We start from the raw sequence: 22,544 nt of genomic DNA, 5'->3' as shown, positions 1-22,544 counted from the left end.
CAGTATCTGTGCCCGGTATTGGTTTCCAGTACCGGGCACAGGCGTACCCCTAGCCATATTTCCCTGCTTTCCACCTCCGCGAGTAACTCCCGCCGCTTAGGCGAGGGAGACCAACTCCAGGTAGTCGTCGTTCCACAAGTCTTCATCTCCGTCCGGGAGGAGAAGCACCCGCTCGGGATCAAGTGCGGTCACGGCACCTTCGTCGTGCGTGACGAGCACGACGGCGCCTTCATATTTACCCAGAGCAGCTAGGATTTTTTCGCGGGATGCCGGATCGAGATTATTCGTCGGTTCGTCTAGCAGTAGCACATTGGCGCGCGAGACCACCAGCATGGCCAGCGCCAAACGAGTCTTTTCACCGCCGGAGAGGACGCGGGCGGGCTTATCGGCGTCGTCACCCGAAAACAAAAACGAACCGAGCACGGTGCGTAAGCCTGTTTCATCGAACTCCGGGGCGACGTAGCGCAAATTATCCACCACAGTTTTATCAGTATCGATAAAATCGTGTTCCTGCGCGTAATATCCCAGCTTGAGGCCGTGGCCGGGGATTACTTCGCCGGTATCCGGTGTTTCCGTTCCGTAAAGCAGCCGCAGCAGCGTGGTTTTACCCGCGCCGTTGAGCCCCAGAACGACGACGCGCGAACCGCGGTCAATCGCCAGATCAACGCCGGTAAACACCTCCAGCGAGCCGTAGGATTTTGACAGGCCCCGGGCCCGCAAGGGGGTTTTTCCGCACGGGGACGGTTCCGGGAAGCGCAGCGCTGCCACTTTGTCATCCGCGCGTTCTTCTTCCAGGCCCTCGAGCAGCTTCTCCGCACGTTTCGCCATATTTTGAGCGGCCACCGCCTTCGTAGCCTTCGCGCGCATCTTATTAGCCTGCGCTAGCAGCTGGTCCGCCTTCTTTTCGGCATTAGCGCGCATCTGCCGGCGCCGGCGTTCATCGGTTTCACGTTGCTTGAGGTAGGCCGACCATCCCATCGCGTACTGGTCAAGAGCTGCCCGGTTGGCATCTAAATGCCACACCGCCGTGACCGTTTCTTCCAGCAAATCCACCGAGTGAGAAATCACCACGAAACCGCCCGAATAATTAGAAAGGTAATCGCGCAGCCACAGGAGAGAATCATGGTCGAGGTGGTTGGTCGGTTCGTCCAGAAGCAGCGTATCTGCCTGGGAGAAGAGCACCCGCGCCAGATCGACGCGGCGGCGCTGCCCACCCGAAAGCGTCCCCAGCGGTTGGTTGAGGACACGCTCATCCAAGCCCAGCGCGGCAGCCATCTGGGAGGCCTGCGCATTGGCGGCCCAGCCCCCGGCCGCGGTGAACTCCTGATCGAGACGCACGTAGCGCTCCATAGCTTTTTGCTGGCGCGCTCCGGTACATTCGGCCATATCCTTTTCCGCTTTGCGGATACGGCGAATCGTGGCGTCGATTCCGCGCGCCTCCAGGATACGATCCCGAGCTATCTGATTCGGATCCCCATCGTGGGTATCTTGCGGGAGGTAGGCAATGGTGCCGCTGCGGTGCAGGGTTCCTTCGTAGTCAACGGCATCAGACGTGGTGCCTTCGCCCGCCAGCAGGCGAGTCATCGTGGTTTTGCCAGCGCCATTGCGCCCCACCAGGCCCACGCGCATACCCTTGTGGACCTGAAAACTAGCGTGCTGGACAAGTTCACGCGTACCGATGCGGATCGTGAGATCAGAAGCCGTAATCACAAGGGCCTACTTTACCGAGAAAACCGCCCGCGGGCCGCATTGCTCATCACTCTAGCGCGCTACGGGTGGACCCGGCCGGCATATGCCGGCACGCCAACGCGCCACTGGTGCGCCTAGCCCGCACGCGCGACAATGGAGAAGTGATAACAGCTTCTTCCGCACCCGAGCCGAATCCCGGCGAACAGCCGGAGAACCACACCACCTATGTGCTGCCCGTGATGATATCCGTCTGCGCGGCAGCCTGCGTATTCCTCGGGCACGGTCGCCTGCTCGTCCAACTCCTCGCCTGGCTCGGCACGGTAGCTGGCCTGGTGCTCACCGCTGTCACCCTCTCGCGCGAACAACGCGCCACTCCCGGACAGCTGCGGTTCCGCAAGGCTGCCGGATGGAGCTTCCTCGCCTGTGTGCTGTGTGTGATCGTGGCCGCGCTGCCCCTCGGGTACGCCATCGCGCAATACTGAAGCGCGGTTGAGGAAACGCGCACGGGGTGCGCACCGGGAGGGTAGGCTCAACGTCATGAGTGTTAACGACGGCGTGCGCCTCGACGGGGCGAGAGTACAACATCGCGGCCGCGGGCGCGGTACCATCATCGGCGGCGGTATGGGCGTGACCGGCATCATTATTGCCCTGGTGTGGTACATAGTTACCGGTACTCCCCCGCCGGCGGCCCTCTCCCAGGGTGGCTCAGCGCAGGGCAGCTCCGCCCAGCAATCCACCACCTCCGATTTTGCGGATAAATGCCGCACCGGGGCGGATGCCAATGCTTCCACCGAGTGTTTCATGGTGGCGATAGCCCAATCACTCGATACGTTTTGGGAGGGTGAACTTCCCCGCTCGGCTCGCACGTCCTATGAACTTCCCGGATTCGCACTCTTTTCTGAGGGAGTGAGCACCGGGTGCGGGAACGCGTCCAGTCAGGTGGGGCCCTTCTACTGCCCCGCCGATAGAACCGTCTACCTCGACACCACTTTCTTCGACGAGCTGGAAACCAGTTTCGGGGCAGAGAACACCACCCTGGTGCAGGCCTATGTGGTTGCCCACGAATTCGGGCATCATATCCAAAACCTCACCGGGGTATTCGAACGTATTAATCCGCGTGATACCGGCCCGGATTCTTCGCAGGTACGTTCGGAGCTGCAAGCTGATTGCTACGCTGGACTCTGGCTGCATCACGCTGCCAGCACGGTGGATCCGGCCAGCGGAATCCCGATTCTGCAAGCCCCCACCCGGGAGCAGCTCGCCAGCGCTATTGATGCCGCGGTCGCGATCGGCGATGACCATATCCAAGAAAGCGCCGGAATGGATGTCAACCCCGAAAAATTCTCTCACGGGTCATCTGCCCAGCGGATGGATGCACTGACAACCGGCTACGAAACAGGCGATTTCAACGCCTGCAATACCTGGCGTTAAAGTAGCGCCGGTAGAGATAACACGGGCGCCCAGAGTTTTCTGGGCGCCCGTGCGTCGTCGTACTAAATATTGAAACCGAGGGCACGCAGGTCATCGCGGCCATCTTCGGTAATGCGTTCCGGGCCCCACGGAGGCAACCACACCCAGTTAATATCCACGTCATCAACAAGATCTTCCGTGGCGATAATAATGCCGTCGGTAATGGCGTCTGTGAGCGGGCAGGCCGGCGAGGTGAGAGTCATATCGAGGTGAAGATGGCGGCCGTTGGTCGTCACGCCATACACGAGGCCAAGATCAACAATATTGACGCCGAGCTCCGGGTCGATAACGTCTTTCATCGCTTCGAGAACGAGATAGGGGTCGACGTCGTCCACCGGGCTATCGCCGTCCGTGTAAATAACTTCGCCGATATGTTCCCCGGCCTCGGTCGGGGGCGGTTGAGGCGTGCTCGTTGTGCTCAACGTTTCCACTACGGGCGCTGTGGCCTCGGGCTCCGGCGGGGTTGTGTCCTTCTTCTCCGTCATTGTTCCGGGGTCTCCTTTGTGTTCTGCGACGTATCTTCCGCGGAGCCACTCTCCTGCCCATCGGAGGTGCCGAGGTGGCGAAGAGCTTCGTCAGTGGCTTCACGGACCGCCATCCAGCCCAGCAGCGCGCATTTGATACGCATGGGGAAACGCGCGACACCGTGGAAAGCGGCGGCATCTTCCAGGGCATCCGCGGCGGCCTCGGGCAGCTCGGCCCCGCGGCTATCCATCATCTCGCGGAAATAGCTGTAGAGCGTGGCGAGATGCTCGATGGACTGCCCGGCAACCAGGTCATTCATAATGGAAATCGAGGCCTGGGAAATAGAACACCCCTGCCCCTGCCACGCCAGCTCGGCGATCTTCTCCCCATCCGGAGACAGGCGCACCTCAAGGGTCACTTCATCCCCGCACATGGGATTGACCTGGGTGGACTCCCCACACGGCCCGGATTGCGCGCCCGCGCCAGCCGCACCCGCGCCGGCCTCCACCGGCGCCAGCTCGCCTTCCCCGTGCCGTTCACGCGCCGCATCGAGAATAATCTGCTGGTAGAGCTCATCAAGTTCGCTCACGTGCCTATCCTTCCGCCCGGAAATAGCCGCGGACCTGGCTCAACGCGTCCAGAAACGCATCGATATCCGAGCTTGTTGTATATATCCCCACCGAGGCGCGCACCGAGGCAGGCACCCCGAAGAAATCGTGAATGGGCTGGGCGCAATGGTGCCCCACCCGCACCGCAATACCGCGCGCATCTAAGAATTGCCCTACGTCATGGGGATGCACACCGGCAACGGTAAAAGCCGCGATCCCGGTACGGCCACCTCCCCCGCGCGGTCCGAGCACCCGGATCCCCGGGATCTGCCCGAGGCCTTCGAGGAGCTGGACCGTGAGCGCGTCTTCATAGCGTGCCACCTTCTCCATGCCGATAGCACTGAGATAATCAACCGCACGCGCAAGGCCCACAATCTGGGTGACCGGTTGGCTTCCCGCCTCAAAACGGGCCGGCGGGCGCGCGTAGCGCGTTTTTTCCATCGTCACCCGTTCGATCATTGAGCCACCAAATTGGTAGGGCGGCAGATCCGCGAGGAGCTCTTCGCGCCCGTAGAGCGCGCCCACACCGGTGGGGCCGTACATTTTGTGCCCCGAAAAAGCAGCGAAATCCACGTCGAGGGCATGCACGTCCACGGGAAGGTGCGGCACCGATTGGCAGGCATCCAGAACCGTAAAAGCCCCCACCGCGCGGGCAGCTTCCACGATCTGTGCTACCGGAGATACCGCCCCGGTCACATTCGAGACGTGGGTGAAAGCAACGATCCGGGTGCGCCTCCCGATAACCCCGAGACTAGCCGGGTCAATTCGCCCCTCGCTATCCAGCTCAAGCCAGGTGAGGCGGGCCCCGGTACGTTCACACAGTTCTTGCCAGGGCAGCAGATTCGCGTGGTGTTCGGCGCGGGTGACCACAATATCGTCACCGCTACGCAACAGGAAACGATCCGCATTACCCCATCCGCGTCCCGCCGTGGCATTCGATATCGCGTAGGCGATGAGGTTGAGGGACTGGGTGCTTCCGCTGGTCCACACGATTTCCTGGGGTGCCGCCCCGATGAAAGCCGCCACTTTCGCGCGGGCTTCTTCGTAGGCCACGGTGGATTCTTCCGCGAGCAGGTGGCTACCGCGTTTGACCGCTCCGTTGGAGCGTGTATCAAAATCCATCATCGCGTCTAGAACGGCGCGCGGGCGCTGCGCCGTCGCCCCGGAATCTAGGTATACAAGGGCCTGGCCCCCGCGCATCGGCCGGGCAAGGATCGGGAAATCTTCCCGCGCCACCAGCGGGCGCACGGCGCTCACCTACTTCGCCTCCGCTTCGATGTAGCTATCGTAACCGGAAGCTTCCAGTTCGCTCGCCAGATCCGGTCCGCCGGTGCGCACAATCTTGCCGCCGGCGAAAACGTGGACGTAATCGGGTTTGACGTACTGCAAAATTCGGTTGTAGTGGGTGATGAGCAACAGCGAATTACCGGTGCGTTCATGCACGTCTACAATCCCTTCGGAGACCACGCGCAGCGCATCCACGTCCAGGCCGGAATCGGTTTCGTCCAGGACGGCGATCTTCGGTTCCAGCAATTCCATCTGGAGCACCTCGGTGCGTTTCTTCTCCCCACCGGAGAAGCCCACATTGAGATCACGCTTAATGAAATCGGCATCCACGCGCAGTTTCTCCGTGACCTTGCGCAGGGCCTGGGACCATTCCCGCAGCTTCGGAGCTTCTCCGTCAATCGCGGTTTTCGCGGTGCGCAGGAAATTCGAGACAGATACCCCCGGCACTTCGACCGGGTATTGCATGGCGAGGAAAAGTCCTTCGCGGGCGCGTTCATCAGCCGTCATATCGGTAATATCCACGCCGTCAAGCAGCACCTGCCCGGAGGTGATCTCATAGGAAGGGTGCCCGGCCAGCGCGTACGCCGTGGTCGATTTACCCGAACCGTTCGGACCCATAATCGCGTGGATCTCATTATCGCCAATATGTAGATTGACGCCGTGCAGAATCGGCTTGGGGCCTTCGGGGGTAATCACCGAGGCATGCAAATCAATAATATCGAGAGTAGCCATTACTTCTCCTCAGGTCTTGTGTCCACGTCAATAAAAACGCGGCCGTCGTTATCGCAGGTCAAGGGGTAGACGGGCACGGGTGTGACCGCCGGGAGCGTGAGGGCACGCCCGGAACACAGGTCGAATTCCGCCCCGTGTTTGGGGCATTCGATTGTGGTATCAAAAACTTCGCCGTCGCTGAGATTGACGTCTTCATGGGTACAGATATCGCCCACGGCATGCCAGGTTCCGTGGCAGTCGCGCGCGATACATACAGGTACGACGGCGCCGCTAGCAGCGCGGACTTCCACGCTCAAGGCGCTTTCCGGTTCGAGATCCGCGGTGGTACACACCTGCTGCCAGCTCATGCCTCCTCCCCGTTCCCGGCATCGGCTAAATCGAGTTCCCGTTCGATGGCATCCATGAGCTTGGTACGCACCGAATCCACTTCGATCTGCTCCACCAATTCCGCGAAGAAACCACGCACCACCAGGCGGCGCGCCACATCCGCGGGAATGCCTCGCGCCATGAGATAGAAGAGCTGCTCATCATCAAAACGGCCCGTTGCCGAGGCATGCCCGGCCCCCGCGATATCTCCGGTGAGGATCTCCAGGTTAGGCACCGAATCGGCCTTGGCTCCCTCGGTGAGGACCAGGTTACGGTTGAGTTCGTAGGTATCCGTCTGGGCGGCCTGCGCGCGAATAAGCACATCCCCGATCCACACCGAATGTGCCTCATCGCCCTGGAGTGCCCCCTTGTAGGTAGCGCGGGATTTGCAATGCGGGGCCACGTGATCCACGAAAATGCGGTGCTCGTGATGCTGGTGGCTTTCGGTGATATAGGCACCCAGCAGCTCGCTATCGGAACGCTCTCCTTCCAGCTCGCACGCGGTGGTCATGCGGATGAGATCCCCGCCGATAGTCACCACGATATGCCGGAATTTCGCGCCTTCTCCCACCCGGATCCGCTGGGCGGAATGCTGGGAGGCGCTACGTTCCTGTTCCTGCACGGAAACGACGGTGAGATCAGCGTGCGGACCCACCTCAATTTCCACAGTTTCGGTGAGATTGCCACTGCCGGTGTGCTCGAGCACCACGGTGCCGCTGGCCTCCGGTGCCGCGGTAATGAGGGTGTGGGCAACGCTCAGTTTTCCTTCCCCCGTGATGTTGGCGACGACGTCCGCGTGCTCACTTCCATCGAGGGTCACGATATGCGCGCGCTGGAAAGCCGACCAGGCGAGGGCAGCCGCCCGGTCGTCGGGTTTCCCGACGGTCCCCAGGCGCGGATCGGCGCGGTCCACTTCTTCCACACGGGCACCGCCCACAACGGTGGCGGTCACGGTGGCATCCCGCACGCCCTCCACGTCCTTAATAAACGGGGCTACCCGATCCATCGGCGTGAAACGCCAATCTTCTTCCTCCCCGGTTCCGCGCGGAATCGGGAACTCCTCCGGATTAAAGGAGGCGAAGCGATCCGAGCGGTCGGCGTGCGCGGTATGGAATCCTTCATCTGCCAGCACCGCCTGGGAATGATCAGTACTGACCATTAGCCCACACTCCCTTCCATTTGCAGATCAATAAGACGATTGAGTTCAAGTGCGTACTCCATGGGCAGTTCCCGAGCGATGGGCTCCACGAAACCACGCACGATCATACCCATGGCTTCCTGCTCAGACAGGCCGCGTTGCATGAGGTAGAAGAGCTGCTCCTCGCTCACCTTCGTCACGGTCGCTTCGTGCCCCATTTCGACGTCGTCCGTGCGCACGTCCACATAGGGGTACGTATCCGTACGGGAAATATCATCGACGAGCAGCGCATCGCAGACCACATTCGATTTCGAGCCGCGCGCATCTTCTGAGACTTGCACGAGACCGCGGTAGGAGGAGCGCCCGCCCCCGCGCGAAATCGACTTCGAAACAATCGAGGAGGTGGTATTCGGGGCCAGGTGCTGCATTTTCGCGCCGGTATCCTGATGCTGGCCGGGGCCGGAGAAAGCCGCGGACAGCGCTTCTCCGTGCGCGTGCTCACCTAGGAGCACGCAGGCCGGGTATTTCATATTGAGGCGTGAACCGATATTACCGTCCACCCATTCCATCGTGGCACCCTCTGCTACGGTGGCCCGCTGCGTAACGAGGTTGAGCACGTTATTCGACCAGTTCTGGATGGTGGTGTAACGGCAGTGGGCGTTCTTCTTCACGATGATTTCCACGATGGCTGCGTGGAGGGAATCTTCGGAATAGATAGGGGCCGTGCAGCCTTCCACGTAGTGCACGTAGGAGCCTTCATCACAAATAATGAGGGTGCGTTCAAACTGCCCCATTGCCTGGGTGTTGATACGGAAGTACGCCTGCAAGGGAATATCCACGTGCACGTTCTTCGGGACGTAAATGAAGGAGCCACCCGACCATACCGCGGTATTGAGCGAGGCGAACTTATTATCGCCGGCCGGGATCACGGTACCGAAGTATTCGCGCACAAGATCTTCATGCTCGCGCAGCGCGGTATCGGTATCCACGAAAATAACGCCCTGTTCTTCCAGATCCGCGCGAATCGAGTTGTAGACCACCTCGGATTCGTACTGGGCAGCCACCCCGGCCACCAGGCGTTCTTTTTCAGCTTCCGGGATGCCGAGCCGGTCGTAGGTGTTTTTGATTTCCGGGGGAAGATCATTCCAGTCGGTAACCTGGCGGTCGGTAGCTCGCACAAAGTATTTGAAGTCATCAAAGTTGATACCGGAAAGATCGGCTCCCCACGTGGGCATGGGGCGTTTCTCAAAAAGACGCAGCGCACGCAAGCGCCGTTTGAGCATCCATTCCGGCTCTTTCTTCGCCGCGCTAATCGCGCGTACCACGCCCTCATCCAGACCGCGGCGCGCGTGCGCCCCGGCGGTATCGGTATCGTGCCACCCAAATTCATAGGCGCCGGACAGGTTCGCAATAACGTGTTCCTGCTGCGCCACGGCCTCCGCAATTGCTGCCTCGTGCCGTGTTTGTGCCATGTGTTTCCTCCCGATTTAAACGCTGTCAGCGTGCAGCGTCACCGTGCATACGTGGCTCCCGGATGCAATGGTTGCCAAGCGTTGCACGGGAACCCCGAGTAGTTCGTGAAAAGCGCGGGTTTCCGCCGCGCATAAAAAGTTATTCCGTGTGGCGACGTCGCGCAGAGGGCAGCGCCCTTGACACAACTGGATCATCTGGCGCGGCCCATCTTGCGTACCCGGAACATCGCGAACCGAAGCGGCGTAGCCATCTTGGGTGAGGGCGCGCGCCAGGCGGCGCAGCCGCTCCGCCGGATTTTCCGTATCCCCGAGCGCATCGCGGTAGCGCGCCACCAAAGCGCGTTCACGCCGGCGTGCAAATTCTGTCACCCCGGCCTCCCCCAGACTTTCACGCAGAAAATCGAGGGCCGCATTTGCCATGGTGTGATAGGAGGTTGCTCCGGCATTCTGCCCGGTATCCGTCGCCACGTAGTAGCGCGCTGGTCGCCCGGCCCGTGCTTCACGCTGCCCGGGTTTCTCGCATTCGGTGATCGCACCGGCATCTTCGAGCGCCACGAGATGGCGCCGCACCCCCGCGGGGGTAAGAATAGCCAGGTGGGCCAGTTCCGCGGCGCTAATGGGCCCGCGCTCCATAATGAGACGCAGAATCCCTTCGCGGGTTGTTTCTTCCCGGGGGCGGATCCCTGCACTTTCTTTGTCAGCCATCTGCATCTCCACCCCTTCCACTGTCCACCGTTCTACACCCTCACCGAGCACTCGTGCGTACCTGAGCCGCAGCCCGAGGTTCTCCCGAATGTCCCGCCGCCGCCCTATCACGTGCCGGGCTGCCATATCTAGGACCTCGCCATTCAATTAAACAACACCGACGTTGCGTAATCTAGTTTGGTCAGCCTAACCGGACGGGAAAAGTCCCGTTCTTACCGGCGCGGATCCGCAGCCCGCCCGAGTTACGCCGGTGGCTGAGACTGCCCGGAGCCACCGCCCCCCCCCCGGTGAGCTACCGGCCCCCGGTGAGCTACCGGCCCGAACGCCCCTAGCCGTTAAGAGCGACGTGCCAGGTACGCAAGTACCGCTGCCACCAGCTGCGGATTAGCAACCCGTCCGGCCATAATCGCCTCTCGCACCAGGGGTAGCGGCACCCACCGCACCTCAATTTCGGCCTCTTCATCTTCCCGAGCAAAAGCGGCCGCGACTGGCGCGGGGTTACGAGTGAGATAGACCGTGAGCTGCTCGTTAGTGAAACCGGGCGACGTGTAGAAACGGGTGAGAAACTCCAGTTCCCCGGCCGTATAATCCGTTTCTTCACGCAGCTCCCGGCGCGCGGCATCCATCGGATACTCACCCTCGATATCGAGGATGCCAGCCGGAATTTCCCACAGGAACGAGCGAACCGGAATCCGATACTGGCGGATGAGCAGCACTTCCTCAGCTGCGCCGTCGCCGCTGCCCCGTACCGCGAGCACCGCCACCGCATCGCGGTGCTCCACCCAGTAACGATCCATCCGCGCCCCCACGCTGGGCAGTTCCACCGTGTCCTCGTACACGTTAATGAACGGGGACGTGAGCACATTGCGCCGCCCCACGTGCCGCATATGCGCGGGACAGTACTCGTCACGCAGATCCTGGTACATAAAATTTCCTTTCCCGCCCTGCGCAGGCGTGCGAGCATCAGGCCCGTTTATGCATTAGCCTCGTCGAAAGCCACGGCAATGGCGGGCATTTCTTGGGTCGACGGCGCCTCCGCGTCGCGCGCCAACCGGAGCGCCCGCCGGTCAACGAAGTAGAGCGCCACTCCCCCGATGGCGAGGGTGAGCACTCCCGCCCCGGCAGTTGCCCCCAGCGCCCCAAGGGCACCGTCCCCCCACCAGCGTAGTATTCCGCGCCCGCTGGCATATCCGACCGTGCCGGCTACCATCGCGGCGGGCAGTACGATCCGTAGGGAGTATCCGACGCCCCGCAGCGCCCCGGGGCCTACCGCGCGCCGGATAGCGAAGATGTGGCCAACCCCGCCCACGATCATTCCCACGGACATCGCCACACCGATGCTGATGAGGACCTCGGTGCGTCCGCGCACCCCCAAGCCCGCCGCCCCAATAAGAACCACAACCACCGTCAGCCACGCCGCAGAATTGACAATAATGACCGCGCGGGCCGCCTCCACTGCGTAGAGCACCCGCGACCCGTGGTAAATGAAGGCGTAACCGAGAAGAGCCGGCGCCATGGCCAGCATGGCGGTATCCATATGAGCCACCGGACGCGCCACCGCGAAGAGTGCCTGGGCGGGCTCCGCAACGGCCACCAGCAGTGCCACGCACAGCAGCCCGATATCGAAGACAAGGCGTGAGGAGCGGGCGGTGATCCGAGCCAGGCCCGGGCGCCCGGGGATCGCGGCGGCTTCCGCGAGGCGTGGGAAAACCGCGGTGGCGATCGGAACAGCCAGCACGGCATAAGGAACCATATAGAGCTGGTTCGCGAAAGTGAAAACCGGGTAGGTTCCCACATCACCGCGGGCATTGGCGAAAAGCATGACCGCGATGATCTGAATTTGCTGAGCAAGCAGGCCAGCCAGCCCGGCCGCGCTTAACCGGAGCGCCCGACGCCCTACCCCCGGCGGGAAACGGAATGTGGGCCGCAGGGTGATGCGGCGGAGCACCGGGATGAGCTGGGGAAGGGAAAAGACCGCGACCCCCGCCGTGGTCCCCCAGGCCAGCACATAGAGAGCCGTGCGCGAAATCCGCGCCGGATCGTGCTGCTGGCCCGCGGCTAGCTGCGTGAAAATAAGGAAGGTAATAATAACTGTGACGGAGGAGAGCAGCGGGGCAAGAGCCGGAAGCACAAATTTTTTATGCGCCTGCAAAAGTCCCGTACACACGACCGACAGTCCATAGAGCGGGATTTGCCAGGCGAAAATCCGGAGCAGGGTGGCAGCGAACTCCACGCTAGCGGCAGGCGATCCCTCCCCCAGGAGCACGTCCATAATGGGCCGGGCGCCCAGGGTAACGAGCCCGGCAACCGGAATCCCGATGGCAAGTACCCAGGTGAACAAGGCCGAGGCGGTGCGGGATACCTCCGCGGCCAATGCCTTGGCCAGGAATCCGGAGACCAGCGGAATGACCGCGGCGGCCAAGGCCCCGCCGGCCGCGATTTCAAAAAGCACATTGGGGACGGTATTCGCCGTCGAATAAGCCTCCCCGGCGAGGGAATCCCCCAGCGCCCCGTTTTGCACCCAGGCGCGCACAAACCCCATGGCACGCGAGAGCAGGGTGAGAATCGCTATGGTTCCGGCTGCTCCGAGTGCCGTTCCGAGAACTTTTTTCATGCCCGGCCCGCCTGGTCGAGGGCGCGCAACCACGGATGGGTTGCGATGACCCGCGAAAATGATATTTTTTCACTCGCGATATTAAGGGCGACGACGACGCCCAGCGCCCCGCGCCGCACCCAAGGCCCGCGGCTGGCAAGCGTCCACCCCAGGGCCGCGCCCACCGCATTTGCTCCGGTATCTCCGAGCATGACCGTGCCCGCGAGATCCGCGGGCAGGCAGGCAACGCCGGTACCGACAAGTGCGGCGGCAATAGGCCCGGATGGCGGGTAACTGAGAAGAGAAAAAGGAGCAGCCGCGATCAGGGTACCTTTCCAGGCGCGACCCGGCGCGAGGTCGAGGAGATTAATAAGATTTGCGGTGGCAGCGATAAGCACGGCGCGTTCAGCGCGCAGGGCGAGCTGCCGGGAACGAGACCCGGTAGCACTGATCGGGAAACCCGCTGCCGCGACCGCGCCGAGCCCAATAATCACTATTTTCAAAGCTCCGGAAGTCAGGTGGCCGTGCGCCAGTGCTCCGAGGTGGCCGCGCAACCCCTTGGAGGTTCGCGAAAATGCGCCCTCGTAGAAATCGTCGATATAACCGGCCAGTCCGCCGCTAAGCGCCGCGAGCACGGGATGGCCCGAACACCTGCCTCCGGAGAGCAGGGAGCCCACCGTGCACCCCGTGGTGACACCCGCCACCGCCACCGGGCCTTCCCGCAAACTGACACTGCGCCCATCCTTGGCAGTGCGCTGCCAGGCGGGTGCGGTGCGCCGGGCGAGCAGCTTCTCGGCTGCGCGGGCGGCGGCGTATCCGGCCAGGGCTGCGGCACCCAGGCGCACCTGGTTCCTCCAGAAAGCAGAAAGGGTCATGAACCCATGGTACCGTTACTGCCCTGCCGGAGCCTGCCCACCTTCGGGAGCCTGCCCGCCTTCCGCGGGCGCGGGAGCCGGCGCCGGAGCCTGTTCGGGGTGCGGGGCAGGCGCTGCTTGCGCCGGCGCTGCCGAATTTTGACGCTCCCCAATCGCGCTATCCGCTCCGGGGGCTACCCCGAGGTGGACGTGGCGTTCATGCAGTTCAGCAGCTGCCGCCATGGGAATATTGACATCACCAAGCGCGGTCTGCGCCGAATCCACCGTCGATCCGTTTTTTGCGGAACGCACGGCTCCCAATACCGAGTTTCCGTCTGTTCCCGCTCCGACGGCCACGGCCGGACCGCGTCCGGCAATAGCTGCGAAGGCAGCCTGGTAGGTATCCGTAATATGCGGTGAGGTGGTCGCCTTGTCGGCCGGAACCGGTGCGGTCTCGGCCGGATCCGCGGTGATAAAAACAACCACCTCCGCGGCTTCACTCGGAGCAACCGCCACGTCGATCAGCTTATTTTCCGGGGAGGTGAGAAGAGTGATGAGCGTCGTCGCCCCCGCATCTTCGGGCGCGGAACGTACCACGGTATCCACGGCCGCCCCGAGAATCGCATCCGCGGAACCACCGGCCGGCAAGTCCTTGACATAAGAGCCGAGGTTACCGGAAAGGGTGGAACGGTAGGTGGCGTATTCGGTATCAGTAAAGGCTGGGGCTAGGGTGATTTCACCCGTGATACGGGCACCGGCCGCGGTTAGGCTCTGCCGGGTCTTCTCCACGATGGCTCCGTCCGCGCCGGCCGCCGCCACGATAGCAACGCGCCGGTTGGTTAGCGTTCCAGCATTGAGTTGCTCGCCGGCACCGAGCAGCGCCGTCGACGCCGCATCGAGCTGCGCCCCGCGTTGATCAAGCTCCACGCGCATCTTGTCACGCGATTCACGCAGGGAATCCACCTGGCCGGTGAGCCCGTGCGCGATGGAATTTTGCAGCGGTCCGGCCCCGAGAATCACTCCGATGGCAAGCGCCAAAAACACCGAAACCAGGGAAACGAGATGATACCTAAAATCAACCATCAGCTAACTTTCCTAGAAGAGATTACGGAACCACTCGGCAAGATCCCCGAGGCGAGTGGTGAGCACGGACAGGAAGGTTTGGCCCGCACCGGTGACGGCCAGGGCAGCGAAGAGCGCAAAGACTCCCGCAAGAATGAGGGCGACGAGCATCCAATTCGAGATCGAGGAGCGGTAGAGGCGCGAAACTCCTTTCGCGTCAATGAGCTTGCCCCCCACCACCAGACGGGTAAGGAAAGTGGATGCCATTCCCGCCCGGCCTTTATCGAGGAATTCAAGAATCGTATTGTGCGTGCCCACCGCCACAATGAGCTTGGCACCTTTGGAATCAGCCAGCAGCATGGCAACATCTTCGGAGGTTCCGGTAGCCGGGAAGACCACGTGATCCACTCCCAGATCCTCCACCCGTTTCTTACCTGGTGCGCGCCCATCGCGATAGGCGTGCACCACTACCTCAGCACCGCAGCGCAAGGCTTTATCGGAAACCGAATCCATATCGCCCACGATAATATCCGGGGTGTAGCCAAGTTCCAGAAGCGCATCGGCCCCGCCGTCCACCCCGATCATAAGCGGGCGATTTTCCCGGATATAGGGGCGCAGGGCGCGCAGGTCTTCACGGTAGTCGTAGCCGCGCACCACCACGAGCACGTGGCGGTGCTCCATGGACGTACGGATATCGGGAATTCCCACCCCGTCGAGGATAAGACCCTGTTCCTCGTTGAGATATTCGAGGGTATTGGCGGCAAAAGCACGCAGTTGCACGGTCATGCCCGCGCGGGCGGCCTCGCTATCGCGAGCGATGCTCTGCGCGGTTTGCAAGGTGCCCTCCGCAATAACGCGCCCGCCTGCCACCACGCGCGCCCCGTCAATATCGACCCACTGGCCCTCGGAGATATCCATAATTTCTGGGCCGAGGTCATCGATAAGCGGAATACCGGCTTCTTCCAGAATCGCCGGGCCAAGATTCGGGTAGCGCCCCGAGATAGACTTCGCGGCATTGAGCACGGCAACGGGCTGCGCGGCCACGAGGTTTTCCGCCGCCACCCTATCCAGATCTGTGTGGTTAATAATCGCTACATCGCCGACTTGGAGACGACGAGTGAGATTTTTGGTGCGCGCGTCCACCCGGGCCGGACCGGCCAGGGTTCCTTCCGCAACGACCTTCTTTTTTCGCCATAACTTCGATGCCACAAGCTTTATAGTGCCACACTCGCGGCCTTAAGTAGCTCAGCGGCGTGCGCGCGTGCCACATCGGTATCGCTGCCCGAAAGCATGCGCGCCAGTTCCGCTTCGCGTTGCGGCCCGGTGACGTCACGCAGCTCCGTGCGTGCGGCACTTTCTTCAAGTTGTTTCACGACGACGAGTTGGTGCTCGGCACAGGCCGCGACCTGGGCGAGGTGGGTAACAACAATAACCTGGGCGCTGCCGGCCAGTTTTGCCAGTCTTTTCCCGACCGCGGTGGCGGCACGGCCCCCAATCCCGGCATCAACTTCGTCGAAAAGGAAGGTGTGGCCGCGCTGAGCGCGCCGCGCCGCCAATCCCACTTCGAGGGCGAGCATAACGCGCGAGAGTTCACCACCAGAAGCGCCCGATGCGAGCGAAGAGAGCGGAGCACCGCGGTGAGCGGCAAGCAAAAAAGTGACGGAATCCGCACCGCTTGGACCGGGATCCGCGGCGCTCACTGCCACGGTGAAACGGGCATCGGGCAAAGAGAGTTCGGGAAGTTCCGTTTCCACCGCGCGGGCGAGTTCTTCCCCGGCAGCGGTACGCGCCGCCCGCAGGGCTGCTCCGGCTTGTTCCAGGGCAGCATGAGCTTGCGAAAGCTCTTTTTCAAGACGTTCCAGGGTAGCTGCCGGGTCATCGAGGTTTTCTAGGCCCTCTCGGGCCTCAGCGGCAGCCCGCAGGATTTCTTCGCCGCTCATTCCCAGCTGTTTGCGCAGTCCGGCCAGTTCGGAGCGACGCGAATAAATGGTGGAGAGCTCCTCGGGTTGGGCTTGGGTGCAACGTGCCAGTTCCGCAATCTCGGTGTGGATATCCGTGATATCGGCTTCGGCGCTTTCCAGGCGTTCCCGGAGCTCCCCGAGCTTGGTATTCGGCACATCCGGGCCGCTGAGCTCAAGGACGCGTTCGAGTTGTGCACCCGCACTTCCCAGCGCGGATATAGCTCCGTTTTCGGTATCGCTCCCGCTCAGGGCTTCAGCAGCCGCGGAGTAGGCCCCGTACATTTCCACCGCATTTTCGAGCACCCGGGCGCGCGCCCGCAGGGCTTCTTCCTCACCGGGCTGGGGATCGACCGCCTCAACTTTGTCAAGCAAGGCTCGGTAGGCTAAACGCTGTTGCGCAGCACGCTGCGCCCCGGCCCGAAAGGCATCGCGAGCTTCCCGGGCTTCCCCGTAGTTTTTCCATGCCTGCTCCCACGCTTTTTTCGCCCGCGTAACGGCTTCCCCTCCGAATTCATCGACCGCCGCGCGCTGCTGGCTGGGGTTCCCCAGCCGAATCTGATCGGATTGGCCGTGCACGGTCACAAGTTCGGCCGCGATATCGGTGAGTACCGCAGTGGGAACCGAGCGCCCTCCGACGAAGGCACGGGAACGCCCTTTCGCGGGAATATGCCGGGCAATAATCACGGCGGCGGTATCGCCGTCCACGTCGTACCGCCCCCCGGCCTCGGTGATGCGTTCCAGAAGCGGAGAAGCGGCGTCCACGAGAAACGTTCCTTCCACTTCCGCTTGGGCGGCCCCGGCCCGCACACGCGCCGGATTTGCTTTCGCTCCCAGAAGCAATGTCAGGGAGGTTACCGCCATGGTTTTTCCCGCCCCGGTTTCCCCGGTCAGCGCGGTGAGCCCGCGAGACAGATTAAGTTCAGCTTCCGCAATAACACCGAGATTGCGGATGCGTACCTGTTCGATCATTCCCGTACCTCACGCTCGCGCCAGCCGCGCACCGGTAGGTGGAAACGTGCCACCAAACGCCCGGAGAAAGGTGTTTCATTCAGACGGGCGAGCTTGACCGGACGTTCCCCACGCACCGCGGTAATCACGGTTCCTTCGGGTGCTACAAGCCGACGCCGCGAATCACAAGAAACCATAGCCTCATCGCGCAAAACCCGTACTTCCAAGGTTGAGTAAGGGCTGACCACAAGCGGACGGGTAAAAAGCGCGTGGGCTGCTACCGGAGTGAGAAGGAGTGCCTCCACGCTCGGCCATACCACCGGTCCGCCAGCTGAGAAGTTGTATGCCGTGGAGCCGGTGGGCGTTGAGAGTAACACCGCATCAGCTTTGAAAGCGGAGATTTCGCGCCCGTCCACCCCGATGGACGTTTCTATGAGACGCGAGTTAAAAGCCTTTTCCACCGAGACTTCGTTGAGGGCCCACTGGACGTTACAGGAGCCATCCGGGCGCTGCACATGCACGTCAATGGTCATGCGTTCGGAAATAACCCAATCGCGCGCGGCGATTCTTTCCACGACGGCAGGGAGCTCATCGGGTTGCGCTTCGGAAAGAAAACCCATATGCCCGTAGTTGATACCGAGGATAGGCACCCCGGTGCTGCGACCTAACTCAGCGCCGCGCAAAATCGTGCCGTCCCCACCCATGACGAGGATAAGATCCGCATCGCGGGCACCCGCCAGGGTTTCACTGGTGTCCACCCGCACGCCGCGGTCTTCTAGGGCGACAATCGCATCGTGAGCGGCGCGTTCCATCTGCGGTGGTAACGTGCGATTGACGACCAGGGCGACTTTTGGTTCTGCCATCGAATGCCTCCCCTCTCCCAGGTATCCTACCGCGCTACCGTGCTGGCCGTCCTTGACCCGCAGGCCCGGCTTTCACCGCGGCCCGCACACTTTCTTCGAGGTTCTCGCCTAGCTGATCGGTAGCATTTTTCTTCATATAAAGAAAGTATTCAACGTTCCCCGCCGGTCCGGGCAGGGGCGACGGCGCGATCGCTTGCAGCGCCAGCCCCGCGGCACGGGCAGAAAGGGCGACGTCGCACACTGCCTCCACGTGGTACTCCGGATTTCGTACCACCCCGTGCGCACCGATTTTCTCCCGGCCTACCTCGAATTGAGGCTTAACCATAAGCAAAAAATCGGCCGTTGGCGAACTCGCCGCAGCGAGCGGGGCAACGAGGAGTCGCAAAGAAATAAAAGATAGGTCCCCGACAACCAGATCGGGAGCAGGCGCGACCACCGCGGGCTCCAGGGTACGCACATTCGTGCGTTCCAGCACGGTGACGCGGGGGTCTTCACGCAGCTTCCAGGCTAGTTGGCCATAGCCAACATCCACGGCAACCACGTGGGCGGCACCGCGCCGCAGCAGCACATCGGTGAATCCGCCCGTGGAAGCACCCGCATCCAGGGCACGGACTCCCTCCACACGCGGGCCGGCATCCCCGAGATACTCGAGGGCGCCCAGGAGTTTATATGCTCCGCGGGAGACGTAGCGATCCTGAGCCGCTTCTTTGACCAGAAGTGCCTGGGCCGGATCCATCTGCCGGGCGGGTTTCGTTACCTCAGCTCCGTCAAGGAATACCTGACCTTCACGAATGAGCACCGCGGCATCCTGGCGGGAGCGCGCGAGCCCACGCCGCACGAGTTCCGCGTCAACGCGCCGTAAACGCCCCATAGGCTCGCCTTTCTGATTTAGACCCGCGCCCGGGATAGGCGCCGGCCGAGTTCGGTGTGAATCGCCTCCAGCTGTTCAATCTGTTCGGGCAGATCAAGCTCGTTGAGATTCTCTAAGGCCGCCTCAATATTGAGCGGAGCGCTCGGGCGCGGTACCGTTCCTCCAGGTGCCGCGGCTCTTTCCTGATCCGTCATCGCCGCTCCACGATGATGTCCTCGAGCGTGACATTTTCGCTAAGCCCACGATCACGGGCCTCCCATACCGCGTGCACCGCGGCCCGGTAGGTGTCCAGCCCCAGGTGGGGCCCACATCCATCGGAGGTGACCAGGCGGGCCGCTGCGCCGTCGTTACTATGATCAACCTGTGCCCAGGATGTGCCCGCAACCCAGCGTTCACCTTCCCGATAGATCTCCGGGTAGTCCTCGTTGAGGACCCGCAGATCATCACCGAGATAATCGGGGCGTTCTTCCTGCGCAGCCAGCATAATATCGCGGGCGGAACTGACTCCGGTAAGCACGTGGAGGCTGGCGATACCTGCGGCACGCGCGCCGCGAATATCGGTATTGAGCCGGTCACCGATAGCGAGGGGACGGCTGGCTCCGAGCATCTCCATCCCGATGGCAAAAATCGCGGGATCGGGTTTGCCCGCGGAGAGCGGTTTCACCCCGGTGGCGTTAACTACTGCAGCCACGAGTGAGCCGCAGCCGACCATAAAGCCCCGCTCCATGGGGAGAGTCGCATCGAGATTCGTAGCAACGAAAAGGGCACCGCGGCGAATAGCCAGGGCCACTTCCGAGAGCGCTGCCCAGTCAATCGTCGGGTAAAACCCCATAATGACCACGTCCGGATTATCATCCGCGGATATAACCGGAACAAGGCTGGTTTCACTCACCGCACGATGCAGACCGTTACCCCCGATAACGAGGGCTTTTGCTCCGGCCGGCACCCGTGACGCGGCGAGCCGTGTGCTCGCCATCGCGGAGGTGAGCACCGTTGTTGCCGGGGCTGAAATTCCCACTGTCGCGAGGTGCGCGGCGACTTCTTCCTGGGTACGCGAGGCGTTATTGGTAAGGAAAAGCGGGCGCATTCCGGCCGCGATGGCGCGCCCGTAGGCATCGGCAGCGTTGGGGGCCGGATCGGTGCCCAGATAAACGACACCGTCCAGATCGAAAATCACGCCGTCAAAATGAGATACCAGACTCACCATTACTCTTCTTCTGACTCCGGCTCCGGTTCCGAAATGGCCTGCGTCTCGACCTCAGCTTCGTGCGCCAGTTCAGGTTCAGCTGCGGTTACATACGCCGGTTCCGTCTCGGATTCCGTATCAGACTCAGCTAGTGCTCCGGCCTCAGGCTCTGCTTCCGCTACCTGTTCCGCTTCCGTTTCCCCGGCTACGTTCGTATCGGTTTCTAATTCGGACGCGTCCGCTGCGTCGGACTCAGGGTCCTCCGCGGTGAACAGCTCGACTTCACCTTCGGCGTTGTAGACCGGGTTCCAGCGGGCCCGCAGCTCGTCAGCCTCTTCCACGCGTCCTAGCTCTTCGAGGCGATCTGCTTTAATGAGCTCAACGCGCGCGCGCAATTCTTCATCGAGGTTCTCGACCTTGATTTTCTCCAAAACAGCGAGTCCCGCCTCAGAATCTCCCGCGTCCGCGCGGGCGCCGGACGTCACCAGTGCCAATTCCAGCGTGGTGGCGGTATTGAGCCGCTTGAGCGGAATTTCGGCAATAAAGGCGAGAGCCTTTTCGGGCCGTCCCAAGCCACGCTCGGAATCAGCCTCGAGGGCCACATGCGAGTAATCATCGGTCATACGCCGATACGTGCGCAGCTCACGCAACGCTTCGGAATATCGGCCGGTCAAGTAGGACGTCAATCCCAGCGCCTCGCGCACAATATCGATGCGCGCCGCGTGCCGATAGGCCGCTTTGGCGTGCTCGTAGGCGAGTTCCGGGTTCTGGTCCATCATCGATCCGGCATAAACCAGGTGCCGTGCCACATTCTCGGACACCGCCGGCGCGAGAACTTTAAGCTTACGCCGCGACTCCGCTGCAAGATCCTGCGCATTGACGGTTTCGGGAACGAAGGGATCCTTCGCTCCACCGCGACTGCGCCGATCATCCCGCCGCTTCTTATCGTCCTCGCGATGCCCGCCACGGTCCTCGCGGCGCCGATCATCCCGGCGATAGTTATCGCGACGGCGCTCATGGCGGCGCCCGTCGCCACGCCAATGATCGTCACGCTCAAAACGGCGCCTGGCATCGCCCTGGTCGCGGCCCCCGTAGTTGTTGTTATCGCGTGGTTCATCTTCGTTGGTACGACGACGATCTTCGCGTCCAGAGCGGTCATTGTAACGATCATCGCGGCGCCCACTGAATCGCTTATCCTGGCTCCGGCGGTCTTCACGCCATTGGCCGCCGCGGCCTGCGCGCCGGTCGCGACGATCATTGCGGCCTTCGCCGCTCCGATCCCAGGAACCTCGCGACTCGCGTGATTCGTTTGAATCCCGGTCGTTCCAATCGCGCCGGTATCCACGATGGTCCTCACGGTCACGGCGGTTATGGAATCCGCTCTTCTGCCCGTGTTCACCGTGACCATCTTGGAATTCGCCTCGACGGTTCCACGACGAGCGCCGGTTGCCACTATCGCGCCCACCATAGGAATCTCGCGATTCCCATGACTCGCGATCCTGGCGCCGATCATCACTGCGGCCTCCGCGCCGATCACCTTGATGCCGGTTCCACCGGGATTCACGGTTATCCCGCCGCCGTGATCCGCCACGGTGATCATTCCAGGCATCGCGAGGATCGCTCCAATCGCGTTCCCCACCGTTTCCCCCAGATTCACGCTGCGAGGATTCGCGCGGTTGCCGTGCCGAGCGCCATTGTCCTCTCGGACGGTCGTCTTCGGAGCGTGCGTCGCTCCACTCTTCGTGGTCAGACATTTTATTCCTCGCAGTTCGATTGTAAAGAATCACGATGCTGTGCTTATTTTAGGCCGACTTCAGCTCGGCCGCGCGCTGAGCAGCCAATTTTGGCGCGCAGAGATTAATAAAAGTGTGGGGTGTGTTCTATGCCCTATCTAAAAAGACATAAACACACCCCACACACAATAAGAAACATGGCGGCAGCAACCTACTCTCCCACACCCCACCGAGTGCAGTACCATCAGCGCAAACAACCTTAGCTACCGGGTTCGAAAAGGATACCGGGCGTAACCTTGCCGCTATAACCACCGCCACAACCAAAACACCAACCAACCACCACTATGGTGGCCAGTCATCGCACAGTGAACGCAAACACCCAATCTCACGCAAAAACAATTCCAAATGCCTTGTTATTTTGGCTATCGGTCCATTAGTACCAGTCAACTAAACACCTCACAATGCTTACATCCCTGGCCTATCAACCCGATCATCAACCGGGGACCTCACCCACAACAAAATGTGGAACGAGAACTAATCT

General features: G+C 61.9%; 22 protein-coding genes and 2 rRNA genes. 2 read left to right on the top strand and 22 right to left on the bottom strand.

Annotated features, from left to right (window positions below):
- Nucleotides 1-96: 96 nt before the first annotated feature.
- The gene (locus tag QP828_RS06375) at nt 97-1,710 is read right to left on the bottom strand and encodes an ABC-F family ATP-binding cassette domain-containing protein (RefSeq protein WP_016442713.1); all 1,614 of its coding nucleotides are present in this window, start codon (nt 1,708-1,710) and stop codon (nt 97-99) included.
- A 140-nt stretch (nt 1,711-1,850) separates the two neighbouring features.
- Here QP828_RS06375 and QP828_RS06370 point away from each other — a divergent pair, with 140 nt between their 5' ends.
- Both QP828_RS06370 and ypfJ read left to right on the top strand, forming a co-directional pair.
- Nucleotides 1,851-2,171: a hypothetical protein gene (locus tag QP828_RS06370; RefSeq protein WP_039898853.1), complete on the top strand. Its 321-nt coding sequence runs from the start codon at nt 1,851-1,853 to the stop codon at nt 2,169-2,171.
- Between the two features lie 55 nt (nt 2,172-2,226).
- Nucleotides 2,227-3,120 (top strand): KPN_02809 family neutral zinc metallopeptidase, encoded by an 894-nt coding sequence (gene ypfJ, locus QP828_RS06365; protein ID WP_016442711.1) that lies wholly within the window; start codon nt 2,227-2,229, stop codon nt 3,118-3,120.
- Between the two features lie 62 nt (nt 3,121-3,182).
- Here ypfJ and QP828_RS06360 read toward each other — a convergent pair whose 3' ends face one another.
- From QP828_RS06360 to QP828_RS06260, 21 genes are all read right to left on the bottom strand, one after another.
- On the bottom strand, nt 3,183-3,644 hold the full coding sequence (locus QP828_RS06360; protein ID WP_016442710.1) for a metal-sulfur cluster assembly factor: 462 nt from the start codon (nt 3,642-3,644) through the stop codon (nt 3,183-3,185).
- Nucleotides 3,641-4,213: a Fe-S cluster assembly sulfur transfer protein SufU gene (gene sufU / locus QP828_RS06355; RefSeq protein ID WP_016442709.1), complete on the bottom strand. Its 573-nt coding sequence runs from the start codon at nt 4,211-4,213 to the stop codon at nt 3,641-3,643. Before sufU ends, QP828_RS06360 begins: the two co-directional genes overlap by 4 nt.
- Before the next feature lie 4 nt (nt 4,214-4,217).
- Nucleotides 4,218-5,489 carry a SufS family cysteine desulfurase gene (locus QP828_RS06350; RefSeq protein ID WP_126135594.1) on the bottom strand — a complete coding sequence of 424 codons (1,272 nt, stop codon included), beginning with the start codon at nt 5,487-5,489 and terminating at the stop codon, nt 4,218-4,220.
- The gene (gene sufC, locus QP828_RS06345) at nt 5,490-6,251 is read right to left on the bottom strand and encodes a Fe-S cluster assembly ATPase SufC (RefSeq protein ID WP_016442707.1); all 762 of its coding nucleotides are present in this window, start codon (nt 6,249-6,251) and stop codon (nt 5,490-5,492) included. It lies immediately after the preceding gene.
- The gene (locus QP828_RS06340) at nt 6,251-6,598 is read right to left on the bottom strand and encodes a Rieske (2Fe-2S) protein (protein WP_126135592.1); all 348 of its coding nucleotides are present in this window, start codon (nt 6,596-6,598) and stop codon (nt 6,251-6,253) included. The genes sufC and QP828_RS06340 overlap by 1 nt, the downstream gene beginning before the upstream one ends.
- Nucleotides 6,595-7,776, bottom strand: a complete 1,182-nt coding sequence (gene sufD / locus QP828_RS06335) for a Fe-S cluster assembly protein SufD (RefSeq protein ID WP_274734085.1) — start codon at nt 7,774-7,776, stop codon at nt 6,595-6,597. The genes QP828_RS06340 and sufD overlap by 4 nt, the downstream gene beginning before the upstream one ends.
- The gene (gene sufB, locus QP828_RS06330) at nt 7,776-9,227 is read right to left on the bottom strand and encodes a Fe-S cluster assembly protein SufB (RefSeq protein WP_200807184.1); all 1,452 of its coding nucleotides are present in this window, start codon (nt 9,225-9,227) and stop codon (nt 7,776-7,778) included. The genes sufD and sufB overlap by 1 nt, the downstream gene beginning before the upstream one ends.
- Before the next feature lie 15 nt (nt 9,228-9,242).
- Nucleotides 9,243-9,932, bottom strand: a complete 690-nt coding sequence (locus tag QP828_RS06325; RefSeq protein ID WP_274734087.1) for a helix-turn-helix transcriptional regulator — start codon at nt 9,930-9,932, stop codon at nt 9,243-9,245.
- A gap of 335 nt (nt 9,933-10,267) precedes the next feature.
- Nucleotides 10,268-10,858, bottom strand: a complete 591-nt coding sequence (locus tag QP828_RS06320; RefSeq protein WP_274734089.1) for an NUDIX domain-containing protein — start codon at nt 10,856-10,858, stop codon at nt 10,268-10,270.
- 47 nt (nt 10,859-10,905) lie between these two features.
- Nucleotides 10,906-12,546, bottom strand: coding sequence for a murein biosynthesis integral membrane protein MurJ (murJ, locus tag QP828_RS06315; protein ID WP_274734090.1), 1,641 nt, complete (start codon nt 12,544-12,546; stop codon nt 10,906-10,908).
- Complete coding sequence (locus QP828_RS06310; RefSeq protein WP_274734092.1) at nt 12,543-13,400, bottom strand: MraY family glycosyltransferase; 858 nt, start codon at nt 13,398-13,400, stop codon at nt 12,543-12,545. Before QP828_RS06310 ends, murJ begins: the two co-directional genes overlap by 4 nt.
- Nucleotides 13,401-13,415: 15 nt before the next feature.
- Complete coding sequence (locus tag QP828_RS06305; RefSeq protein WP_274734093.1) at nt 13,416-14,462, bottom strand: copper transporter; 1,047 nt, start codon at nt 14,460-14,462, stop codon at nt 13,416-13,418.
- A 12-nt stretch (nt 14,463-14,474) separates the two neighbouring features.
- On the bottom strand, nt 14,475-15,650 hold the full coding sequence (steA, locus tag QP828_RS06300) for a putative cytokinetic ring protein SteA (protein ID WP_274734095.1): 1,176 nt from the start codon (nt 15,648-15,650) through the stop codon (nt 14,475-14,477).
- 5 nt (nt 15,651-15,655) lie between these two features.
- On the bottom strand, nt 15,656-17,371 hold the full coding sequence (gene recN / locus QP828_RS06295; RefSeq protein ID WP_274734096.1) for a DNA repair protein RecN: 1,716 nt from the start codon (nt 17,369-17,371) through the stop codon (nt 15,656-15,658).
- Nucleotides 17,368-18,213, bottom strand: coding sequence for an NAD kinase (locus QP828_RS06290; protein WP_126135585.1), 846 nt, complete (start codon nt 18,211-18,213; stop codon nt 17,368-17,370). The genes recN and QP828_RS06290 overlap by 4 nt, the downstream gene beginning before the upstream one ends.
- 34 nt (nt 18,214-18,247) lie before the next feature.
- A complete protein-coding gene (locus QP828_RS06285) occupies nt 18,248-19,084 on the bottom strand; it encodes a TlyA family RNA methyltransferase (protein ID WP_274734098.1) in 837 nt (278 codons plus the stop codon).
- Nucleotides 19,085-19,101: 17 nt separating this feature from the next.
- Entirely contained in the window at nt 19,102-19,278 is a 177-nt protein-coding gene (locus tag QP828_RS06280; RefSeq protein ID WP_164545944.1) for a hypothetical protein, read from the bottom strand.
- Nucleotides 19,275-20,291 carry an HAD-IIA family hydrolase gene (locus QP828_RS06275; protein WP_274734100.1) on the bottom strand — a complete coding sequence of 339 codons (1,017 nt, stop codon included), beginning with the start codon at nt 20,289-20,291 and terminating at the stop codon, nt 19,275-19,277. The genes QP828_RS06280 and QP828_RS06275 overlap by 4 nt, the downstream gene beginning before the upstream one ends.
- Complete coding sequence (locus QP828_RS06270; RefSeq protein ID WP_274734102.1) at nt 20,291-22,024, bottom strand: hypothetical protein; 1,734 nt, start codon at nt 22,022-22,024, stop codon at nt 20,291-20,293. Before QP828_RS06270 ends, QP828_RS06275 begins: the two co-directional genes overlap by 1 nt.
- Before the next feature lie 177 nt (nt 22,025-22,201).
- A 5S ribosomal RNA gene (gene rrf / locus QP828_RS06265) occupies nt 22,202-22,319 on the bottom strand.
- Nucleotides 22,320-22,415: 96 nt separating this feature from the next.
- Nucleotides 22,416-22,544: ribosomal RNA gene (locus QP828_RS06260) — 23S ribosomal RNA — on the bottom strand; the annotation flags it as partial.

It is taken from the genome of Actinotignum sanguinis (assembly GCF_030230305.1).
Lineage (GTDB): Bacteria > Actinomycetota > Actinomycetes > Actinomycetales > Actinomycetaceae > Actinotignum > Actinotignum sanguinis.
This window is presented reverse-complemented; position numbering and strand designations above follow the sequence as displayed.